Genomic DNA, 18,122 nt, shown 5'->3' with positions numbered 1-18,122 from the left:
AGATGGCCGGAGTTAATGATGTTCAGCGGTCATAGTGCACTCGCTAGTGCGGCATACAGGCGCCACATTGCCGCGTGCAGGCATACTAAGTTCCGAGCGACTAATTAAGTGCACTCAAGATGTGCGCAACGCGGCCTTATTATTATGGTGTGCCCTGTTATGCCGCTAATCCTCTATTCAGAAGACGCTCGTGCAAAGGCCTTGCACGCTCGATGTCAGGCTGGAGGCCCTTAAATCAAGCGGTTGGGTGCTCAGGTGAGCACGTTTATAGGGGCGCTGCCTTGGCCTTGAAGGGGATATTAATGGTGCGTATCTCCTGTCCTTTGGGTATTGCTCAAATAAGAGATCATTAGGCGGAAGTTAATGTGACAACTTGGCTACATGCATCTCGTCTCTGTGTAAGTTATCTCCTACAGTCTCAAGGAAAATCGTTACCGGTGGTATGAACGGCGCATTTGGACATAGTTCCAGTCCACCCATCGCGAATTCTGAAATTTCTTGAAATATTGAGAAAGATGGCACTGCTTTCAAATTGATAGCACTTACCATTTGGCCCTTTATATATAGGGTGATAATTGGATTGGATGGTTAAGTGCCACTACCGATAAAAATTTTCGGTGCCACTACGGAAAAAAATCACGATTGTCGAGTGAAAGAAAAGTTAGAAAGAAGGGTGGTTGTGTTTTTGACGTCAATAAAACGACGTAATAGGCGGGGAATTGTTTGACGATCAGACGGCGGCGCACGACGAATGTCGTGCGCCATATAAGTGCATTACTCGGGGGCGTGATCGCGCAGGAATACCAGGTGATCCGGTTTGGACTGTTCGGCGCTGTAGCGATAACCCTGCACATCAAACTGCTTGAGGGCGGCCGGGTCGTTGATGCGCTCTTCGATGACAAAACGGCTCATCATTCCCCGAGCCTTCTTCGCGTAGAAGCTGATGATCTTGTACTGGCCGTTTTTCAGGTCCTTGAAATCGGTGTTGATGATGCGGGCGTTCAAGGCACTGCGTTTGACCGACGAGAAGTATTCATTGGAGGCCAGGTTCAACAACACGTCGTCGCCCTGATCGATCAACGCTTCGTTCAACCATTCGCTGATCCGCGTGCCCCAGAAGGCGTACAGGTCCTTGCCACGGGCGTTCGCCAGTTTGGTGCCCATTTCCAACCGGTAGGGCATCATCAGGTCCAGCGGGCGTAGCAGGCCGTACAGGCCGGACAACATGCGCAAATGCTGCTGGGCGTAATCAAAATCGGCTTCGCTGAAGGTCTGGGCATTCAGGCCGGTATAAACGTCACCCTTAAAGGCCAGCAACGCCTGTTTGGCGTTTTCCGGAGTGAACGCCGGGTTCCAGCTGCCGAAACGCGCGGCGTTGAGCCCGCCAATCTTGTCGGAGACGTGCATCAATTCGCTGATCTGCGCCGGGGTCAGGTCGCGCAGTTGCAGGATCAGCTCCTGGGAGTGGTCCAGGTATTGCGGCTGGGTGAAGCGCTGGGTCGCCGGCGGTGTTTCGTAATCGAGGGTCTTGGCGGGGGAAATCACCATCAGCATGAAGTCGTCTCCTTTAATCGTGGGGGCGATTCTAGGGGGTTGTCGGTGTTGACTCCAGCTATCAAGTCCATAGGTGATCGGTGGTGTCGCGCAAAATCCTGTAGGAGCGAGGCTTGCCCGCGAAGACGGTGTGTCAGGCGACATTGATGTTGAATGTGCCACCGCCTTCGCGGGCAAGCCTCGCTCCTACAGGTATTCGGTGCTGCTGCGGGATATTGGGCGGGATCAGCTATAGTGCCGCGCGGGTTTTGTTATGGAGACATCCCTTTGCGTATCGTTTTTCTATTCTCGGCGTGGCTTTTGAGCTTCGGTGCCATGGCGGCGCCGGGTGATGTGGCGACGCTGGATCGCAGCACCTGGCCGGAACAACTCAGCAACCCGACGTTGTTCGACGTTGCATCACGGGCCGAGATCCTGATGTTCGCCCGCACCCTGCTGGCCAGCGAATCCCTCGATGAAGCGGGCCTGGCCAAGCGCCTTGGGCTGCGCACAGTCAATCTTGACTCGATCAACCGCCTGCGCGAGCGGATGTGGCAGCGTTTGCTCAGCAACTACAACTTCGCCCAGCAGAGCTGCGATCAGGATGCGTCGTTCTGTTTCCTGGTCGAAGACCTGCCGACGCTGCGCGAGCAAGCCGGCAAGTTCCTGATCAGTGACGACAGCTTCTATATCAAGTGGGCCGAGCCGAGCCGGTTGTTTCACGCCCAGTACCTGGACGAGCAATTGCGCAAGGCGGCGTTGTTTCCGCAAACCAGCAGTGAAGTCGATCGTTTTGGCGACTATGAGCGTAACGGCGATGAGATGCATGACCGGTTGTTTTTGCTGACATTCGACAGTGCCGCCAATGCCATCCCGGACAACACTGGCTGGGTGACTGAATACCTGCGCAAGTCGAACATGAACGGCACCTTCTTCGTGCTCGGCAAGGACATTCAAGCGCGTCTGGCCGAGCGTTCGGTGGCCAGCCTGCAAGCGACGTATTCACAGCAATGCATTGGCGTGCAGGGCTGGGAGTTCCGTTCCCACAGCCATTGGCAGGACTGGCAGGACTCGGTGAAGCGCAGCGTCGATCTGGTGAAAAACAAACTGCCGGAGAACTTCGTGCCGCTGTTCCGCCCGCCCGACGGTCAACGGCGTTCCGATGCGCAAGGCTTCTTTGAGTCGCAAGGTTTGCAGGTGGCGCTGTGGGACATCGATCCCCAGGACGGCGCCGGCAAACTCAAGGGCAGCCAGAGTGCGCAGAGGGTGCTGACGTTGATGCTGCTATGGCGTCACGGCGTGATCAATTTCAATGTGAAGCAGGACGCCGTGAAAACCTCGATGCCCTGGCTCATCACGCAAACGGCGCAAAGCGGGATCGGTTGGGAGGACTGTCAGGACGCGTTTCGTTGAAATCGTGAAAAGCCCGCAAACATTGGGGCAGAGGGCAGGGCGGGGTGATTTTGGAAGGGATTTCGATGCAGGCGGACTTCCGACTTTAACGGCACGGTGCCTGCACGCCAAGGGCTATTCGTCACTCTGAAAAATAAACTTCAAAAAAACGTCAAAGTACTTTTTTCTGTCATGGGTTTTGGAGTATTACGAAGACAGACCGCCGAAACCTGCAACACAGGTGGCGTCTCCCAAGACCCCAGTTTGTGTGCAGTTCACTTGATCCCTCGCAGGTGAATTCGGTAGTCACTTCGAGGCGCAGCACCGTCGAGGTATTGCGTCGAATGGCTCCCACAAAGGTGACCGAGTATGGATGATCACGGACGTAGTTCTTCCTCCAACCAGCCAATCCTTTATGTACTCGATACCAACGTACTGATTCACGATCCAAACGCCCTGCTTAACTTCGAAGAACACCACGTCGCGATCCCGATGACCGTGCTTGAGGAGCTGGACAAGCTCAAGAGCGGGCATCACAGCGTTGCGGCTGAATGCCGTCAGGCGATTCGCCTGATCGACAAGACCCTGGGAGATGCCAGCCCCGAAGACGTCGAACTCGGTGTTCCCATCCAGCGCGGCAAGAGTGGGCCCAAAGGTTTGCTGTCAATTCTGATGAGCAAGCGCGCCGAGCCGAACATCATTCTGCCCGAGCACCTCAACGACAACATCATCATCAATCAGTTGATTGACCTGCACGCGCGCGAACCCAAACTGCCCGTGGTGCTGGTGACCAAAGACATCAACATGCGCCTCAAGGCCCGGGCCTGCGGGATTGCGGCCGAGGACTACAGCACCGACCAACTGGTCGACGACGTCTCGCTGCTGCCCAACGGTTACCACAACATGACTGGCTCCTTCTGGGACCTCGTGAGCAAGGTCGAAACCCGTCAGGACCACGGCCGCACCTGGCACCAGGTGAAGCTGATCGACAACCTGCCGGCGGTGCACATCAATGAGTTCATCATCGACGAACAGGGCTTTGTCGGCTGGATCAAGGAGATTGAAGAAGACCGTCTGCTGATTCTCGACCTGCATCAGGAACCCCTGTTGCACCAGGAAGCCTGGGGCCTGAAACCGCGTGACATTTATCAAAGCCTGGCGCTGTATGCCTTGCTCGATCCGGACATTCACCTGGTCAACCTGTCCGGCGCCGCCGGTTCCGGTAAAACCATCCTGGCCCTGGCCGCTGCCATTGAGCAGACCATGGTCAGCAAGCGCTATCGCCGCATCATTGCCACCCGCAGCGTGCAGGGCCTGGACCAGGAGATCGGCTTCCTGCCCGGCACCGAAGCGGAAAAAATGGAGCCGTGGCTGGGCGCCATCACCGACAACCTCGAAGCCTTGCACATGGATGACGAAAACACCCATGGCAGCGTCGACTACATCCTCAGTAAAGTGCCGTTGCAGTTCAAATCCCTCAACTACATACGGGGTCGCAGCTTCCAGCAGAGCCTGATTTTGATCGATGAATGCCAGAACCTTACGCCGCACCAGATGAAAACCATCATCACCCGTGCCGGCGCCGGTTCCAAAGTGGTGTGCCTGGGCAACCTGGCACAGATCGACACCCCTTACCTGTCCGCGACCAGTTCCGGGCTTACGTACCTGACCGAACGCTTCAAGGATTTCCCTAACGGTGTGCACATCACCCTGCAAGGGGTGCCACGTTCGATCCTGGCTGAATACGCCGAAACCCATTTGTAACCCTTCACCAAAACCGGGCAGCCTTCACAGGTCGCCCGGTTTTTTTTGTACCCGATATATGCCGGGCCACATTCCCCTGTAGGAGCTGCCGAAGGCTGCGATCTTTTGATCTTGCTTCTAAAAGGGCGAAGATCAAAAGATCGCAGCCTTCGGCAGCTCCTACGGGGGATTGTGGTGATCCGATAATCAAACGTGCGGAAATTTGACCTGCAGGTTTACAATCGACGCTCCTGATCAGGAGTAACCCTGTGCTGACTCATCTCGATTCCCAAGGTCGCGCCAACATGGTCGACGTCACCGAAAAATCCGTGACATTCCGTGAAGCGACAGCCCAAGCGCTGGTGCGCATGCTGCCCGAAACCCTGCAAATGATCATCAGCGGCGGTCACCCCAAGGGTGATGTGTTCGCCGTGGCGCGCATCGCCGGAATTCAAGCGGCGAAGAAAACCAGTGATCTGATCCCTCTGTGCCATCCGCTGTTGCTCACCGGCGTCAAGGTCGAGCTCAGTGCCGAGGGCGACGACACCGTGCGCATCGTCGCGCGCTGCAAGTTGTCCGGGCAGACCGGCGTCGAGATGGAAGCCCTGACCGCTGCCAGCGTCGCGGCGCTGACTATCTATGACATGTGCAAGGCTGTGGACCGTGGCATGATCATCGAAAGCGTGCGTTTGCTGGAGAAGGTCGGCGGCAAGAGCGGGCATTTCCAGGCAGATCCGTCATGAACGTCACGGTGAAGTTTTTCGCCCGTTACCGCGAAGCGCTGGGCGTGGACTCGGTCAAGGTTGAAGGCGATTTCGCCACGGTGGATGACGTGCGGGCGCTGCTGGCCCAGCGCGACGGTGCCGAGGTGCTGAGCGAGCAAAACCTGATGTGCGCCCGCAACGAAGACCTTTGCCAGCTCGACGAGCCGGTGGTCGATGGCGATGAAGTGGCGTTCTTTCCGACCGTGACCGGGGGCTGATCATGGCGATTCGCGTGCAGTCCACGGCGTTCGATCCGGGCGCCGAAGTCAATGCCATGCACGCCGCCAATGTCGGCGTTGGCGCAGTGGTGAGTTTTGTCGGCTACGTGCGCGACTTCAATGACGGGCTCGACGTGGCCGGGATGTTTCTTGAGCACTACCCCGGGATGACCGAAAAGGCCCTGGGCAAGATTGCCCTTGAGGCCGAACAGCGCTGGCCGTTGCTCAAGCTTGAAGTGTTGCACCGCATCGGCGCCCTGGCGCCAGGCGAGCCGATCGTCTTCGTCGGCGCCGCCAGCGCTCACCGCCAGGCCGCGTTCGATGCCTGCGCCTTCGTCATGGATTACCTGAAAACCCGCGCGCCGTTCTGGAAGAAAGAAAGCACCCGTGACGGTTCGCGCTGGGTGGAAGGGCGCGACAGCGATCATGCGGCGGCGGATCGCTGGAACAGGTAAATCTCCAGCGGGCTCAAGTATGCCTTCGCGAGCAAGCCTTGCTCCTACAGGGTTAGTGTCGATCACATATTTTGTGGACGACGCTAACCCTGTAGGAGCAAGGCTTGCCCGCGAAGAGGTCATTAGAGACGCCAAATTCCTCCCTGATTCACCGACCGATCAAAGGTACGGCTGATCTCTGCACACCCGATTGACGATCTATACATAAAAGTCCAATATGGAATTATAAGTACAAAAAAGGTGTTTTCCCCCGTTTCAGCTCTTTCTTCTGTCTTGCCAAACCAACAACAACCCGCGAGAGAACGAACATGAAGAAATTCCCCCTCATCACCGGTCTGGCCTTGAGCCTGTTGGCGTGCAGCTCACTGTTCGCCGCCGATAAAACCCTGCGCATTGGTATCGAAGCGGCGTATCCGCCGTTTGCCTCCAAAACCGATAAAGGCGAAATCGTCGGTTTTGACTACGACATCGGCAATGCTTTGTGCGCGCAGATGAAGGTCAAGTGCGTCTGGGTCGAAGGCGAGTTCGACGGTCTGATTCCTTCCCTGAAAGTGAAGAAAATCGACATGGCGCTGTCGTCCATGACCATCAACGAAGACCGCAAGAAGTCCGTGGATTTCACCCACAAGTATTACTTCACCTCATCACGGCTGGTGATGAAGGACGGCGCGGTGGTCGATGATCAGTACGCCAGCCTCAAGGGCAAGACTGTGGGCGTGCAGCGCGCGACCACCACCGACCGTTACGCCACCGAGGTGTTCGAGCCGAAGGGGATTAACGTCAAGCGCTACGGCAACAACGAAGAGATCTACATGGACCTGGCGGCCGGTCGCCTCGACGCGATTTTTGCCGACACCATCCCCCTGAGCGACTTCCTGTCGATGCCCCGTGGTGCCGGTTACGCGTTTGTCGGGCCGGAACTCAAGGACCCGAAATACGTCGGCGAAGGCGCCGGGATTGCGGTGCGCAAGGGTAATAGCGAGTTGGTCAGTGAGTTGAACACGGCCATCGATGGCATTCGCGCGAGTGGCGAATATCAGAAGATTTCGGATAAGTACTTCAAGTCCGACATCTACGGCGATTGATCAATAAAAGATCGCAGGCTTCGCCAACTCCTACATTGGAACGCATTTCCCTGTAGGAGCTGCCGAAGGCTGCGATCTTTCGATCTTGATCTTCAGCCCTTCAATTCCTTCAAATGCTTGTACACCGTCGCCCGCCCCATGTTCAGCACATTGGCCACATAGTTGGAGGCGCTTTTACCCTTGAAAGCCCCTTCGGCGTGCAGCGCCAGCACCAGCTCGCGTTTGTGGTCGCGGTTCAGCACGCTCAGGCTCAACTGACGTTCGCGCAGCCAGGCGTGCAGGAAGGTGTTGATTCGCTCCTGCCAGTCATCACGAAACAGCGCGTCGGGTTGCGGAATCAACTTGGTCGGCGACAGGAATAAATCCAGCGCAGCCTTGGCGTTCTCGAACAGCGAAATATTCAAATTGATGCACAGCACTGCCAGCGGATGACCTTCGCTGTCGCGCAACACGCTGCTGAGGCTGCGAATCTTCTGGCCGTCCCAATTGAGCTTTTCATACGGCCCGATGTTTCGTTCGCTGACGTCTTCGCTGAGCATGTCCTCCAGCGCCGCGTCATCACCGATTTCCCGCTTGGACAGGTTGTTGGCGATGTAATCGATTTTTTGCGTGCGCAGATCGTGCAGCACCACTTCGGCGTGGGGAAAGAACAGCGTAGCGATGGCGTCGGCGATCGCCCGGAAGTTGTCCAGGCTCGGGTCTTTTTTGGGGGCGTTCATACAGGGAGCTCCAGGCAACGTCAGCGCCCTGGCAAAAAGGGCGCTGGAAGTTTGCCGCAATCGTGTCGACACGTCACCCAAGTCCGACACTCAACCCAGGCGAGCCGGGGAGAGCATCGCGGCGTCCAGGCCGAAACGGCTGAGTTGCTCGGGCAGGGCTTCACCGCGAACCAATGCAGCGCTGGCCTGGCCCATGGCCGGTGAGGTCTGGATACCGTAGCCACCTTGCGCCGCGACCCAGAACAGCCCCGGTACCTTCGGATCGAAGCCGGACAACAAATCACCATCGTGCACAAAGCTGCGCAGGCCGGCCCAGGTGCGGGTCGGGCGGCGGATGGTCAGGGTGGTGGCTTCTTCGATCTGGTAGATGCCCATGGCGATGTCCAGCTCTTCGGGCTGTACGTCGTGAGGTTCAACCGGGTCGGCGTTGGCGGGCGAGCCGAGGAACATGCCGGCATCGGGCTTCATATAGAAGGATTCGTCCAGCGCCACCAGCATCGGCCAGTGGTGGATGTCCACCCCTTCAGGGCCGGCGAAGATGAACGCGGCACGGCGTTTCGGTTGCAGGCCCAGTGGCGCAGCGCCGGCCAGCGCGCCGATCTTATCGGCCCAGGCCCCGGCGGCATTGATGATGACCGGCGCGCTGAACGTCTGGCCGTTGGTTTGCACCTGCCATTGGCCTTCGGCGTCACGGGTCAGGCTCAGGACCTCGGTGTCGGTATGGACTTCACCTTGGTTGCGGCGAATGCCCCGCAGATAGCCCTGATGCAAGGCATCGGTGTCGATGTCGCTGGCGGTCGGATCGTAGATCGCGCCGTGGACTTTTTCCCGGCGCAGGATCGGCAGGCGGGTGCAGGCCTCATCGGCGCTGAGCCGTTGCATCTCCGGCACCGTGGCTTTGGCGCTCAGGTATTGATTGTTCAGCTCGGCCGGGTCCCCCGTAAAATCCACGGTCATTTCGCCGCGCGGGGTCAGCAATGGGTGTTCGCAGAAACCGGCGGGCGGGGCGTCGAAGAAATCGCGGCTGGCCTGGGTCAGTGCCCGCACTTGCGCAGTGCCGTAAGCGGCAGTGAACAGCGCGGCCGAGCGCCCGGTGGAGTGATAGGCCGGATGGGATTCACGTTCCAGCACAATGACGCGACCGTGCTGCGACAGCCAGAAACCGGTGGAAGCGCCGGCGATCCCGCCGCCGATGATGATGAAGTCTGCCTGGCTCATGAATCTCTCCTGTGGAGCGAAAATGCCGAAATGTAGAAAACCCTGTAGGCCTGTAGGAGCTGCCGAGTGAAACGAGGCTGCGATCTTTTGATCTTGTCTTCGATAACACAATCAAAAGATCGCAGCCTCGTTTCACTCGGCAGCTCCTACAGGGGGAGTGGGGTTAGTGCTGGAGTTGGTAGATCGCATTGGCCAGCGCGATGTCTTCCAGGCCCAGGCCGATGGAACGGAAGAACACGTGGCGATCGTAGTCAGGACGCGGAACCTTGTCGCTGAGCAATTCGGGCAAGTCGCCGACAATGGCGCTCTTGTCCCAGCCATGCTGTTCGCTGGCGATCAGCATTTCGCCAGCCGAGCCCGGGGTGGTCTGACGATAGTCGCAGAACACCTGCATGTCGTTGAGGCTGTGCGGCGGCACTTCGTGGGCGCGGAAGGCGTTGGTGCTGATCGAGGTGATCAGCGCCGGTTTAATCAGTGTCGCCGGATCGATCACCGGGCCGGCGGATGAGGTGCAGAGCATGATCACCTCGGCGTCGTGAATCGCGGCTTCGCGACTGTCAACGAGGGTCAGTCGCGAATCGAGGTCCTTGAGCTGTGCCCGTTCTTCGGGCTTCAGGTCTTTCAAGGCTGGCGAATACAGGGTGATACTCTGCCAGTCCCGCAGCGCCTTGACGTAGTGCAGATGCGCCAGGGCCACTTTGCCACTGCCGATAATCGCCAGACGCCGGGCGGCCAGCGGTGCGAGGGCGTCGACCGCCACGGCGGTGGCGGCGGCGGTGCGGGCGACGGTCAACTCGGCGGCGTCGCAGAGCATCAACGGTTGGCCGGTTTGCATCGACATCAACAACGTCCACGCCGTCACCAACGGCCCCTGTTCGCGCACGATGTAAGGCGACGTCTTGACCCCGTACACCCCATCTTGCGCCAGCACGCCCAGATAGTTGATGAAGTCGCCGGCCCCTTGCGGGAATTCCACCAGTTGCTGCGCCGGTTGCACGGCTTGCCCGGCTGCCAGGTCGCGGAACAGCTTGCGCAGGATCTTCGGCACGTCGACCTGCGCCAGCAACTCGCGGGCCTGGGGTTGGGTGATCACGTAAGGCGTACTGGACATGGTCGGCTCCGGGAGCTGAAAGTAAACTAATTTGTCCATTATGGACTTTTAGTTGTCTTGAGCAATATCCGGGCGAAAAAAAAGCGCAGTCCGTTACCGGCTGCGCCTCTTTCTACACGTCCTGGGTTACGGACGTTTGCGCTCAACCGCGCGCAATAGATGCGTCGGTGGCGTTTCACAGCTGATCTTGCGACCCAGCAGTGCTTCGATGGACGGTAGCTGATAGGAATCGTCTTCACCGGCGAAGCTGATGGACACGCCATCGGCACCGGCACGGCCAGTACGACCGATACGGTGCACGTAGTCGTCCGGGACTTCCGGCAGGGTGAAGTTAATCACGTGGCTGATGCCGTCGATGTGGATGCCACGACCGGCAACGTCGGTGGCCACCAATACGCGGATCTTGCCTTCGCGGAAACCTTCCAGGGTCTTGATCCGCTTGTGCTGCGGCACGTCGCCGGACAGTTGCGCGGCGTTGACGCCATCGCGCACCAGGCGTTCTTCGATGCGCCGCACTTCATCCTTGCGGTTGGCGAAGACCATGACCCGTTCCCAACCGTTGTCGGTGACCAGGTTGTAAAGCAGCTTGTACTTGTCGGCACCGGCCACAGCGTAGATGTGTTGCTCGACGTTTTCGCTGGCCACGTTCTGCGACTCGATCTCGACGATCGACGGCTCGGTGGTCCATTGCTTGGCCAGGTTCATCACGTCTTCGGTGAAGGTCGCGGAGAACAGCAGCGTCTGGCGCTCGTTCTTCGGCGGGGTCTGGCGAATGATCTGACGCACTTGCGGGATGAAACCCATGTCGAGCATCCGGTCGGCTTCGTCCAGGACCATGACTTCGACCATGTCCAGGTGCACGTCGCCGCGCTGGTTGAAGTCCAGCAGACGACCCGGGGTGGCCACGAGGATGTCGCAGTGACGGGCTTCGAGGTGCTTGAGCTGCTTGTCGAAGTCCATGCCGCCGACGAACGTCATGACGTTGAGGCCGGTGTACTTGGTCAGGTCGGCTGCGTCCTTGGCGATCTGCACCACCAGTTCACGGGTCGGCGCAATGATCAATGCTCGCGGTTCGCCCATGTAGCGTTCCTTGGGCGGCGGGGTTTCCAGCAATTGGGTGATGATCGAAATCAGGAACGCGGCGGTTTTGCCGGTGCCGGTCTGGGCGCGACCGATGGCGTCTTTGCCGGCCAGGGTGAAACCGAGGACTTGCGCCTGGATCGGCGTGCAGTACGGAAAGCCCAGGTCCTGGATAGCGTGCATCAGTTCAGGGGCGAGCTTGAAATCGTGGAAGCGGGTTTTGCCTTCCATGGGCTCGACGGCGAAATCTTCGAGTTTCCAGGGAATAACCGGCGCCTTTGGCTTGGGTTCGCGACGCGGTTTTGCGGGTTTCGGCGCTTCGCTGAGCGCTTGCTCGACGGCGATGGCCTCGACGGGTGGGGCGGCCGGTGTGGTCACTGGCTCGTGTTTCGGTGCCGCTACGGCAGCGGTCCGGCCAGGCTGATGACCGTCGGTGCGGTGGCTGGGGGTGTGAGACGCAGCGCTGGCGACTGGCGCGAGCTGCTCAGCCTCGCTCTTACCGAACATTTTTTTGAGTGCTTTGAGCACGGTCATCTCATCAATTGGTTAAGGAATATACGCCGGCCAGTGTAATGCAAGAATCGGGCGCGGCGTAGCGGGATGATCAAAGGAGGCTAAAGGAGGTTCTTTTCATATAAGGCGTTAACGCAAACGTTCGGCGAGCCAAATGCCAATGTCGCGAATTTCTTCGGGTAACACTTCGTGGCCCATTGGGTATTCCTGCCATGTCACGGTGACACCACGCAGCTTTAAATGCTCATAAGCGCTACGGCCCATCGCGTTTTGCACAACGTCATCGTACTGGCCATGCAGGCTCAGCACCGGAATGCGCTGTTGGCTGGCCGAAAGCTCCAGTTCGTCACTGAATGTCGGGGCATACGTGGACAGGGCAAGTACGCCGCCGAGCGCGCCCTGCCATTTCAGGAAAGCGGTGTGCAAGACCACCGCACCTCCTTGGGAGAAACCGGCGAGAAAGATCCGCGAGGCGTCTATTCCGCTGGCTCGCTGCTCTTCGATCAAGCCAGTCACCATGTCCGCCGACTCATCCAGTTGCTCGCGGCTGATGGCGCGCGCCGGGTTCATGGCCAATATGTCGTACCAGCTCGGCATCTCGTAGCCACCATTAATAGTGACAGCGCGGGTCGGTGCCTGGGGCAGAACGAAACGGGTGGTCAGCAGGCTTTCCTGCAGGGCTTCGGCCACCGGCAGGAAGTCGTAGCGATCGGCGCCCAGGCCGTGCAGCCAGATTACGCAGGCGTCTACGGGCTTGCCGGGCTGAAGAATCAAGGGCTGGGTCATGGCTGCTCCAATATTGTGCGGGCGCTCTCATTAAGTGCGTGATGTGAGTGCGTACCGGGTTGATCAGTTAAGAAGATGTCGCAAGGCTACAAGTTTTGCTATTGACCTGTCGCTGAATCGCTTAAGCGAGCGGTGTGGTACGGGCTTTGCTATGGAAAAACCTGTGCAACCAATCTCGCGTCTGGCGGTAACACTATCAGTGTACTGCTGACGACGGGATAGCAAAGAATCCGGTGATGGATGTTCGCCAGTGGCCGTTACGGGCATAGCGAACGTGAAAGGGCTACAGCCCGTTCGGCCGATTGGTGAGAAGTGAGTTGTCCATGATGTGGATTTTCTCCTACTAGACTCATAGCTAAGGTCTTACGTCGGTTGACCCCAAAAAAAGCCAACACGGGTCAACAACGCCTCAAAAGGGTGCGACAAGACTCACGCTCCGACACAACAAGAGCAAAACTGGAGGTTTGAATGAAAATGTTGAAATCCACCCTGGCTATCGTGACTGCAGCCGCAGTACTCGGTGTCAGCGGGTTCGCTCAGGCGGGTGCAACCCTGGATGCAGTGCAGAAGAAAGGTTTCGTACAGTGCGGCGTGAGTGATGGTTTGCCGGGCTTCTCGGTTCCGGACTCCACCGGCAAGATCCTCGGGATCGACGCTGACGTCTGCCGCGCTGTGGCAGCCGCTGTATTCGGCGATGCAACCAAGGTCAAGTTCAGCCAGTTGAACGCCAAGGAGCGCTTCACCGCGCTTCAGTCCGGCGAAATCGACATCCTGTCGCGTAACACCACCATGACCAGTTCCCGTGACGCGGGCATGGGCCTGAAATTTCCTGGCTTCATTACTTATTACGACGGCGTCGGCTTCCTGGCCAACAGCAAGCTGGGCGTGAAAAGTGCCAAGGAACTGGACGGTGCAACCATCTGTATTCAAGCCGGTACCACCACCGAGCTGAACGTTTCCGATTACTTCCGCGCCAACAACCTGAAGTACACCCCGATCACTTTCGACACCTCCGATGAAAGCGCCAAGTCGCTGGAATCCGGTCGTTGCGACGTGCTGACCTCCGACAAGTCGCAGCTCTACGCACAGCGCAGCAAACTGGCTTCGCCAAAAGACTACGTGGTACTGCCGGAAACCATCTCCAAAGAACCACTGGGTCCAGTCGTACGTAACGGCGACGACGAGTGGCTGGCGATCGTTCGCTGGGTGGGCTACGCACTGCTGAACACCGAAGAAGCCGGCATCACTTCGAAAAACGTTCTGGCAGAAGCCAAGTCGACCAAGAACCCGGATGTTGCCCGTATGTTGGGTGCTGACGGCGAATACGGCAAAGACCTGAAGCTGCCGAAGGACTGGGTCGTCAAGATCGTTTCCCAAGTCGGTAACTACGGCGAAATCTTCGAGAAAAACCTCGGCAAGACCACCCCGCTGGAAATCGACCGTGGCTTGAACGCCCTGTGGACCAACGGCGGCATTCAATACGCACCACCAGTGCGCTGATGGTTCTATCACCCGGTGGGCCAACCACCGGGTGATGTTCTGTTCCATTCTTTGCGGGGCACTTCATGCAAAAATCAATCGGCGCACCAAAGCAGAGGCTCAGCCTTAGCGATCCAAAAGTGCGTGCGTGGCTATTTCAGATCATCACGATTGTCGCGGTCGTCGCGATGGGCTGGTATCTGTTCGACAATACGCAAACCAACCTGCAACACCGGGGCATTACTTCCGGCTTCAGCTTTCTGGAACGCAGTGCCGGGTTCGGCATCGCTCAACACCTGATCGACTACACCGAATCGGACACGTATGCCCGGGTGTTTGTCATCGGTTTGCTCAACACCTTGCTGGTGACCGTCATCGGCGTGGTTCTGGCGACCATCCTCGGGTTCATCGTCGGTGTGGCACGGCTGTCGCCGAACTGGATCATCAGCAAGCTGGCGACGGTTTACGTGGAAGTTTTCCGTAACATTCCACCGCTGCTGCAAATCCTGTTCTGGTACTTCGCCGTGTTCCTGACCATGCCAGGGCCGCGGGCCAGCCATAACTTCGGCGACACCTTTTTCGTCAGCAGTCGTGGCCTGAACATGCCGGCTGCGCAACTGTCGCCGGGGTTCTGGGCGTTCATGGTCAGCATCGTGGTGGCCATCGTTGCCATCGTGATGATGTGCCGCTGGGCCAACAAGCGCTTCGAAGCGACCGGCGTACCGTTCCACAAGTTCTGGGTGGGCCTGGCGATCATTGTGGTGATCCCGGCACTGTGCGCGCTGATTTTCGGTGCCCCGTTGCACTGGGAATTGCCGAAGCTGCAAGGCTTCAACTTCGTCGGTGGCTGGGTGTTGATCCCGGAACTGCTGGCGCTGACCCTGGCCCTGACCGTGTACACCGCGGCGTTTATCGCCGAGATCGTGCGTTCGGGCATCAAGTCGGTCAGCCATGGCCAGACCGAAGCGGCGCGCTCCCTCGGGCTGCGTAACGGTCCGACCCTGCGCAAGGTGATCATCCCGCAAGCCCTGCGCGTGATCATTCCGCCGCTGACCAGCCAATACCTGAACCTGGCGAAGAACTCTTCGCTGGCGGCCGGTATCGGTTACCCGGAAATGGTTTCGTTGTTTGCCGGTACGGTGCTGAACCAGACCGGGCAGGCGATTGAGGTTATTGCCATCACCATGAGCGTGTACCTGGCGATCAGTATCAGCATTTCCCTGCTGATGAACTGTTACAACAAGCGCATTGCGCTGATCGAGCGGTGAGGAAACGCGCATGACTACCCATACTTTCAAACCTGACATGCCACCACCGAGCAGCAGCATCGGTGTGGTGGCGTGGATGCGCGCCAACATGTTCTCCAGCTGGATCAACACCCTGCTGACCCTGTTCGCGTTTTACCTGATCTACCTGATCGTTCCGCCGCTGCTGCATTGGGCGATCCTGGACGCCAACTGGGTCGGCACTACTCGCGCCGACTGCACCAAGGAAGGCGCTTGCTGGGTGTTCATCCAGCAGCGTTTCGGCCAGTTCATGTACGGCTACTACCCGCCGGAACTGCGCTGGCGCGTGGACCTGACCGTGTGGCTGGCGGTCATCGGCGTGGCACCGTTGTTCATCTCGCGTTTTCACCGTAAAGCGGTGTACGGGCTGAGCTTCCTGGTGGCTTACCCGATCATTGCCTACTTCCTGCTGCACGGCGGCATCTTCGGCATGACCAACGTGGCGACCAGCCAATGGGGCGGCCTGATGCTGACCCTGGTGATCGCCACCGTCGGTATCGCCGGCGCGTTGCCGCTGGGGATCATCCTGGCGCTGGGCCGTCGTTCGAACATGCCGGCGATTCGCGTGGTCTGCGTGACCTTCATCGAGTTCTGGCGCGGTGTGCCGCTGATCACGGTGCTGTTCATGTCTTCGGTAATGCTGCCGCTGTTCCTGCCTGAAGGCATGAACTTCGACAAACTGCTGCGGGCGTTGATCGGCGTGATCCTGTTCCAGTCGGCCTACGTGGCCGAAGTGGTGCGCGGTGGTCTGCAAGCGATCCCTAAAGGTCAGTACGAAGCGGCTGCGGCGATGGGCCTCGGTTACTGGCGCAGCATGGGCCTGGTGATTCTGCCGCAAGCCCTGAAGCTGGTAATCCCTGGCATCGTCAACACCTTCATTGCGCTGTTCAAGGACACCAGCCTGGTGATCATCATCGGCCTGTTCGACTTGCTCAACAGCGTCAAGCAAGCCGCCGCCGACCCGAAATGGTTGGGCATGGCGACCGAAGGCTATGTGTTTGCGGCCCTGGTGTTCTGGATTTTCTGTTTTGGTATGTCCCGCTACTCCATGCATTTGGAACGTAAGCTGGACACTGGCCACAAGCGTTAGGAGTTTTGTCATGAGTGAAGCGATCAAACAGCCTGTGAGCCCTGAAGGCATTATTCAGATGCAGGGCGTAAACAAGTGGTACGGCCAGTTCCACGTGTTGAAAGACATCAACCTGAACGTCAAGCAGGGCGAGCGTATCGTCCTGTGCGGCCCGTCGGGTTCCGGCAAGTCGACCACCATCCGTTGCCTCAATCGCCTGGAAGAACACCAGCAGGGCCGCATCGTGGTCGATGGCGTGGAGCTGACCAACGACCTCAAGCAGATCGAAGCGATTCGCCGTGAAGTCGGCATGGTGTTCCAGCACTTCAACCTGTTCCCGCACCTGACCATCCTGCAGAACTGCACCCTGGCCCCGATGTGGGTGCGCAAGATGCCGAAACGCAAGGCCGAAGAAATCGCCATGCACTACCTGGAGCGCGTACGCATTCCAGAGCAGGCGCATAAATTCCCGGGGCAACTGTCCGGCGGTCAGCAACAGCGTGTGGCGATTGCCCGTGCCCTGTGCATGAAACCGAAAATCATGCTGTTCGACGAACCGACTTCGGCACTCGACCCTGAGATGGTGAAAGAGGTTCTCGACACCATGATCGGCCTGGCTGAAGACGGCATGACCATGCTCTGCGTGACCCACGAAATGGGCTTCGCCCGCACCGTGGCCAATCGCGTGATCTTCATGGACAAAGGCGAAATCGTCGAACAGGCTGCACCGAACGACTTCTTCGACAATCCACAGAATGATCGGACCAAACTGTTCTTGAGCCAGATCCTGCATTGATCGACGTCAGGCAGTGAAATAAACCCGGACCTGTTCCGGGTTTATTTTTGTCCGGGATTTGAGTCAGGAGGCGAGCGCGGCCTCCAACTCCGGATGACGAGCGGCCAATAGTTGTTTGAGGTCGTCGCCTTCGTTCAAGACCTGAATTTCTGCCAGCAAATAGGGATGACGATCCAACAGTTGCATCAGTGTGAGCAGCGGCCTGGGGGGCGCTAGTTCACCGCGTTCATACCGCGAAAAGGCGTTGTTCCCGCCACCGGACAACAACTTCACCGCGTTTTTTTGCGTGAGATGGAGTTTGCGGCGGATTCGTTTTATCTCCGAGCCGATCAGTTGCAGGCAGTCGTGAAGCAATTGATCGCCGGCATCTGCATAACGGTCGGCGCTGTCGGTGTCATGATCGAATTCGATTTCACTGCAGACTCTGCATTCCCATCCCGCAAGATCGTCAACGAGTCGCGACATCTGTTTGTAATTCACTGAGAGGGTGCGACCTTCGAAGTGGCCCATCCCATCGTGTGTGCCGCAGTTGACGCATTGCTGCGTTCTCATAGGTCTTTCTCCTTGAAGGAGACTACCGGGTGCCCTCCGCCTGGGCGGTAAGACACTTTGATGTAAATCTCCATTCCACAAAATGTTGTGTGATAAACGTCCTGCCAGACCCGGTGATCGACATAGGTGGTCATGGATTTGAAGAGCATTCGGCGTTCCAGCGCGCAGATCGCCTCGATCATTTGCGGCAGGTTTAGACCCAGGTCACGGCCCGATTCCTTGGCCCGCTGGGTGAACGCTTTTTTGCCTAGCCTGACCACCTCAGCCTTGATCACTGCCAAGTCATAATGGGGTGTGTTCTTCTCCATAAGAAACCGTAAGCC

18 protein-coding genes are annotated in these 18,122 nt (G+C 58.2%); 10 read left to right on the top strand and 8 right to left on the bottom strand.

The annotated features are described in order from the left end of the window. Nucleotides 1–774: 774 nt before the first annotated feature. Nucleotides 775–1,554: a peroxide stress protein YaaA gene (yaaA, locus tag V5E99_RS22700; RefSeq protein WP_499804482.1), complete on the bottom strand. Its 780-nt coding sequence runs from the start codon at nt 1,552–1,554 to the stop codon at nt 775–777. Between the two features lie 267 nt (nt 1,555–1,821). Here yaaA and V5E99_RS22695 point away from each other — a divergent pair, with 267 nt between their 5' ends. The 6 genes from V5E99_RS22695 to V5E99_RS22670 all read left to right on the top strand — a co-directional run bounded on the left by V5E99_RS22695 (nt 1,822) and on the right by V5E99_RS22670 (nt 7,190). Next, complete coding sequence (locus V5E99_RS22695; RefSeq protein ID WP_499804481.1) at nt 1,822–2,946, top strand: polysaccharide deacetylase family protein; 1,125 nt, start codon at nt 1,822–1,824, stop codon at nt 2,944–2,946. Between the two features lie 348 nt (nt 2,947–3,294). Beyond that, nucleotides 3,295–4,689, top strand: coding sequence for a PhoH family protein (locus V5E99_RS22690; RefSeq protein ID WP_054049712.1), 1,395 nt, complete (start codon nt 3,295–3,297; stop codon nt 4,687–4,689). A gap of 248 nt (nt 4,690–4,937) precedes the next feature. Continuing rightward, nucleotides 4,938–5,411, top strand: coding sequence for a cyclic pyranopterin monophosphate synthase MoaC (moaC, locus tag V5E99_RS22685; protein ID WP_499804480.1), 474 nt, complete (start codon nt 4,938–4,940; stop codon nt 5,409–5,411). Next, the gene (gene moaD / locus V5E99_RS22680) at nt 5,408–5,650 is read left to right on the top strand and encodes a molybdopterin converting factor subunit 1 (protein ID WP_499804479.1); all 243 of its coding nucleotides are present in this window, start codon (nt 5,408–5,410) and stop codon (nt 5,648–5,650) included. The genes moaC and moaD overlap by 4 nt, the downstream gene beginning before the upstream one ends. Before the next feature lie 2 nt (nt 5,651–5,652). Then, nucleotides 5,653–6,105: a molybdopterin synthase catalytic subunit MoaE gene (gene moaE, locus V5E99_RS22675; RefSeq protein WP_499804478.1), complete on the top strand. Its 453-nt coding sequence runs from the start codon at nt 5,653–5,655 to the stop codon at nt 6,103–6,105. A gap of 308 nt (nt 6,106–6,413) precedes the next feature. Continuing rightward, the gene (locus V5E99_RS22670) at nt 6,414–7,190 is read left to right on the top strand and encodes an ABC transporter substrate-binding protein (protein WP_499804477.1); all 777 of its coding nucleotides are present in this window, start codon (nt 6,414–6,416) and stop codon (nt 7,188–7,190) included. A gap of 92 nt (nt 7,191–7,282) precedes the next feature. Here V5E99_RS22670 and V5E99_RS22665 read toward each other — a convergent pair whose 3' ends face one another. From V5E99_RS22665 to V5E99_RS22645, 5 genes are all read right to left on the bottom strand, one after another. Next, nucleotides 7,283–7,909, bottom strand: a complete 627-nt coding sequence (locus tag V5E99_RS22665) for a helix-turn-helix transcriptional regulator (RefSeq protein ID WP_499804476.1) — start codon at nt 7,907–7,909, stop codon at nt 7,283–7,285. Nucleotides 7,910–7,999: 90 nt separating this feature from the next. Next, nucleotides 8,000–9,127: an NAD(P)/FAD-dependent oxidoreductase gene (locus V5E99_RS22660; RefSeq protein ID WP_499804475.1), complete on the bottom strand. Its 1,128-nt coding sequence runs from the start codon at nt 9,125–9,127 to the stop codon at nt 8,000–8,002. Between the two features lie 163 nt (nt 9,128–9,290). Continuing rightward, nucleotides 9,291–10,238, bottom strand: coding sequence for an ornithine cyclodeaminase family protein (locus V5E99_RS22655; protein ID WP_499804474.1), 948 nt, complete (start codon nt 10,236–10,238; stop codon nt 9,291–9,293). A 126-nt stretch (nt 10,239–10,364) separates the two neighbouring features. Further along, nucleotides 10,365–11,846 carry an ATP-dependent RNA helicase RhlB gene (rhlB, locus tag V5E99_RS22650; RefSeq protein ID WP_499804473.1) on the bottom strand — a complete coding sequence of 494 codons (1,482 nt, stop codon included), beginning with the start codon at nt 11,844–11,846 and terminating at the stop codon, nt 10,365–10,367. A gap of 114 nt (nt 11,847–11,960) precedes the next feature. Then, entirely contained in the window at nt 11,961–12,617 is a 657-nt protein-coding gene (locus V5E99_RS22645; protein WP_499804472.1) for an alpha/beta hydrolase, read from the bottom strand. A 468-nt stretch (nt 12,618–13,085) separates the two neighbouring features. On the opposite strand from V5E99_RS22645, the gene V5E99_RS22640 reads away from it, so the two are divergent. The 4 genes from V5E99_RS22640 (at nt 13,086) to V5E99_RS22625 (ending at nt 17,247) form a co-directional block, all read left to right on the top strand. Then, nucleotides 13,086–14,117 carry an amino acid ABC transporter substrate-binding protein gene (locus V5E99_RS22640; protein WP_499804471.1) on the top strand — a complete coding sequence of 344 codons (1,032 nt, stop codon included), beginning with the start codon at nt 13,086–13,088 and terminating at the stop codon, nt 14,115–14,117. A 65-nt stretch (nt 14,118–14,182) separates the two neighbouring features. Continuing rightward, a complete protein-coding gene (locus tag V5E99_RS22635) occupies nt 14,183–15,364 on the top strand; it encodes an amino acid ABC transporter permease (RefSeq protein ID WP_499804470.1) in 1,182 nt (393 codons plus the stop codon). Nucleotides 15,365–15,374: 10 nt separating this feature from the next. Continuing rightward, the gene (locus V5E99_RS22630) at nt 15,375–16,472 is read left to right on the top strand and encodes an amino acid ABC transporter permease (protein WP_499804469.1); all 1,098 of its coding nucleotides are present in this window, start codon (nt 15,375–15,377) and stop codon (nt 16,470–16,472) included. Between the two features lie 10 nt (nt 16,473–16,482). After that, entirely contained in the window at nt 16,483–17,247 is a 765-nt protein-coding gene (locus V5E99_RS22625; protein ID WP_003171943.1) for an amino acid ABC transporter ATP-binding protein, read from the top strand. A gap of 63 nt (nt 17,248–17,310) precedes the next feature. Here V5E99_RS22625 and V5E99_RS22620 read toward each other — a convergent pair whose 3' ends face one another. Continuing rightward, a complete protein-coding gene (locus V5E99_RS22620) occupies nt 17,311–17,799 on the bottom strand; it encodes a type II toxin-antitoxin system MqsA family antitoxin (RefSeq protein ID WP_499804468.1) in 489 nt (162 codons plus the stop codon). Then, nucleotides 17,796–18,107, bottom strand: coding sequence for a type II toxin-antitoxin system MqsR family toxin (locus V5E99_RS22615; protein ID WP_499804467.1), 312 nt, complete (start codon nt 18,105–18,107; stop codon nt 17,796–17,798). The genes V5E99_RS22620 and V5E99_RS22615 overlap by 4 nt, the downstream gene beginning before the upstream one ends. Nucleotides 18,108–18,122 lie beyond the last annotated feature (15 nt).

Source organism: Janthinobacterium sp. LPB2021202312-11-4 (genome assembly GCF_037049705.1).
Taxonomy (GTDB): domain Bacteria; phylum Pseudomonadota; class Gammaproteobacteria; order Pseudomonadales; family Pseudomonadaceae; genus Aquipseudomonas.
This window is presented reverse-complemented; position numbering and strand designations above follow the sequence as displayed.

What these genes read in the sequence shown, in the direction of transcription:
- yaaA (WP_499804482.1), bottom strand. Translation starts at nt 1,554, where the DNA reads ATGCTGATGGTGATTTCCCCCGCCAAGACCCTCGATTACGAAACACCG.
- V5E99_RS22690 (WP_054049712.1), top strand. Translation starts at nt 3,295, where the DNA reads ATGGATGATCACGGACGTAGTTCTTCCTCCAACCAGCCAATCCTTTAT.
- moaD (WP_499804479.1), top strand. Translation starts at nt 5,408, where the DNA reads ATGAACGTCACGGTGAAGTTTTTCGCCCGTTACCGCGAAGCGCTGGGC.
- moaE (WP_499804478.1), top strand. Translation starts at nt 5,653, where the DNA reads ATGGCGATTCGCGTGCAGTCCACGGCGTTCGATCCGGGCGCCGAAGTC.
- V5E99_RS22670 (WP_499804477.1), top strand. Translation starts at nt 6,414, where the DNA reads ATGAAGAAATTCCCCCTCATCACCGGTCTGGCCTTGAGCCTGTTGGCG.
- V5E99_RS22665 (WP_499804476.1), bottom strand. Translation starts at nt 7,909, where the DNA reads ATGAACGCCCCCAAAAAAGACCCGAGCCTGGACAACTTCCGGGCGATC.
- V5E99_RS22660 (WP_499804475.1), bottom strand. Translation starts at nt 9,127, where the DNA reads ATGAGCCAGGCAGACTTCATCATCATCGGCGGCGGGATCGCCGGCGCT.
- V5E99_RS22655 (WP_499804474.1), bottom strand. Translation starts at nt 10,238, where the DNA reads ATGTCCAGTACGCCTTACGTGATCACCCAACCCCAGGCCCGCGAGTTG.
- V5E99_RS22645 (WP_499804472.1), bottom strand. Translation starts at nt 12,617, where the DNA reads ATGACCCAGCCCTTGATTCTTCAGCCCGGCAAGCCCGTAGACGCCTGC.
- V5E99_RS22640 (WP_499804471.1), top strand. Translation starts at nt 13,086, where the DNA reads ATGAAAATGTTGAAATCCACCCTGGCTATCGTGACTGCAGCCGCAGTA.
- V5E99_RS22635 (WP_499804470.1), top strand. Translation starts at nt 14,183, where the DNA reads ATGCAAAAATCAATCGGCGCACCAAAGCAGAGGCTCAGCCTTAGCGAT.
- V5E99_RS22630 (WP_499804469.1), top strand. Translation starts at nt 15,375, where the DNA reads ATGACTACCCATACTTTCAAACCTGACATGCCACCACCGAGCAGCAGC.
- V5E99_RS22625 (WP_003171943.1), top strand. Translation starts at nt 16,483, where the DNA reads ATGAGTGAAGCGATCAAACAGCCTGTGAGCCCTGAAGGCATTATTCAG.
- V5E99_RS22620 (WP_499804468.1), bottom strand. Translation starts at nt 17,799, where the DNA reads ATGAGAACGCAGCAATGCGTCAACTGCGGCACACACGATGGGATGGGC.
- V5E99_RS22615 (WP_499804467.1), bottom strand. Translation starts at nt 18,107, where the DNA reads ATGGAGAAGAACACACCCCATTATGACTTGGCAGTGATCAAGGCTGAG.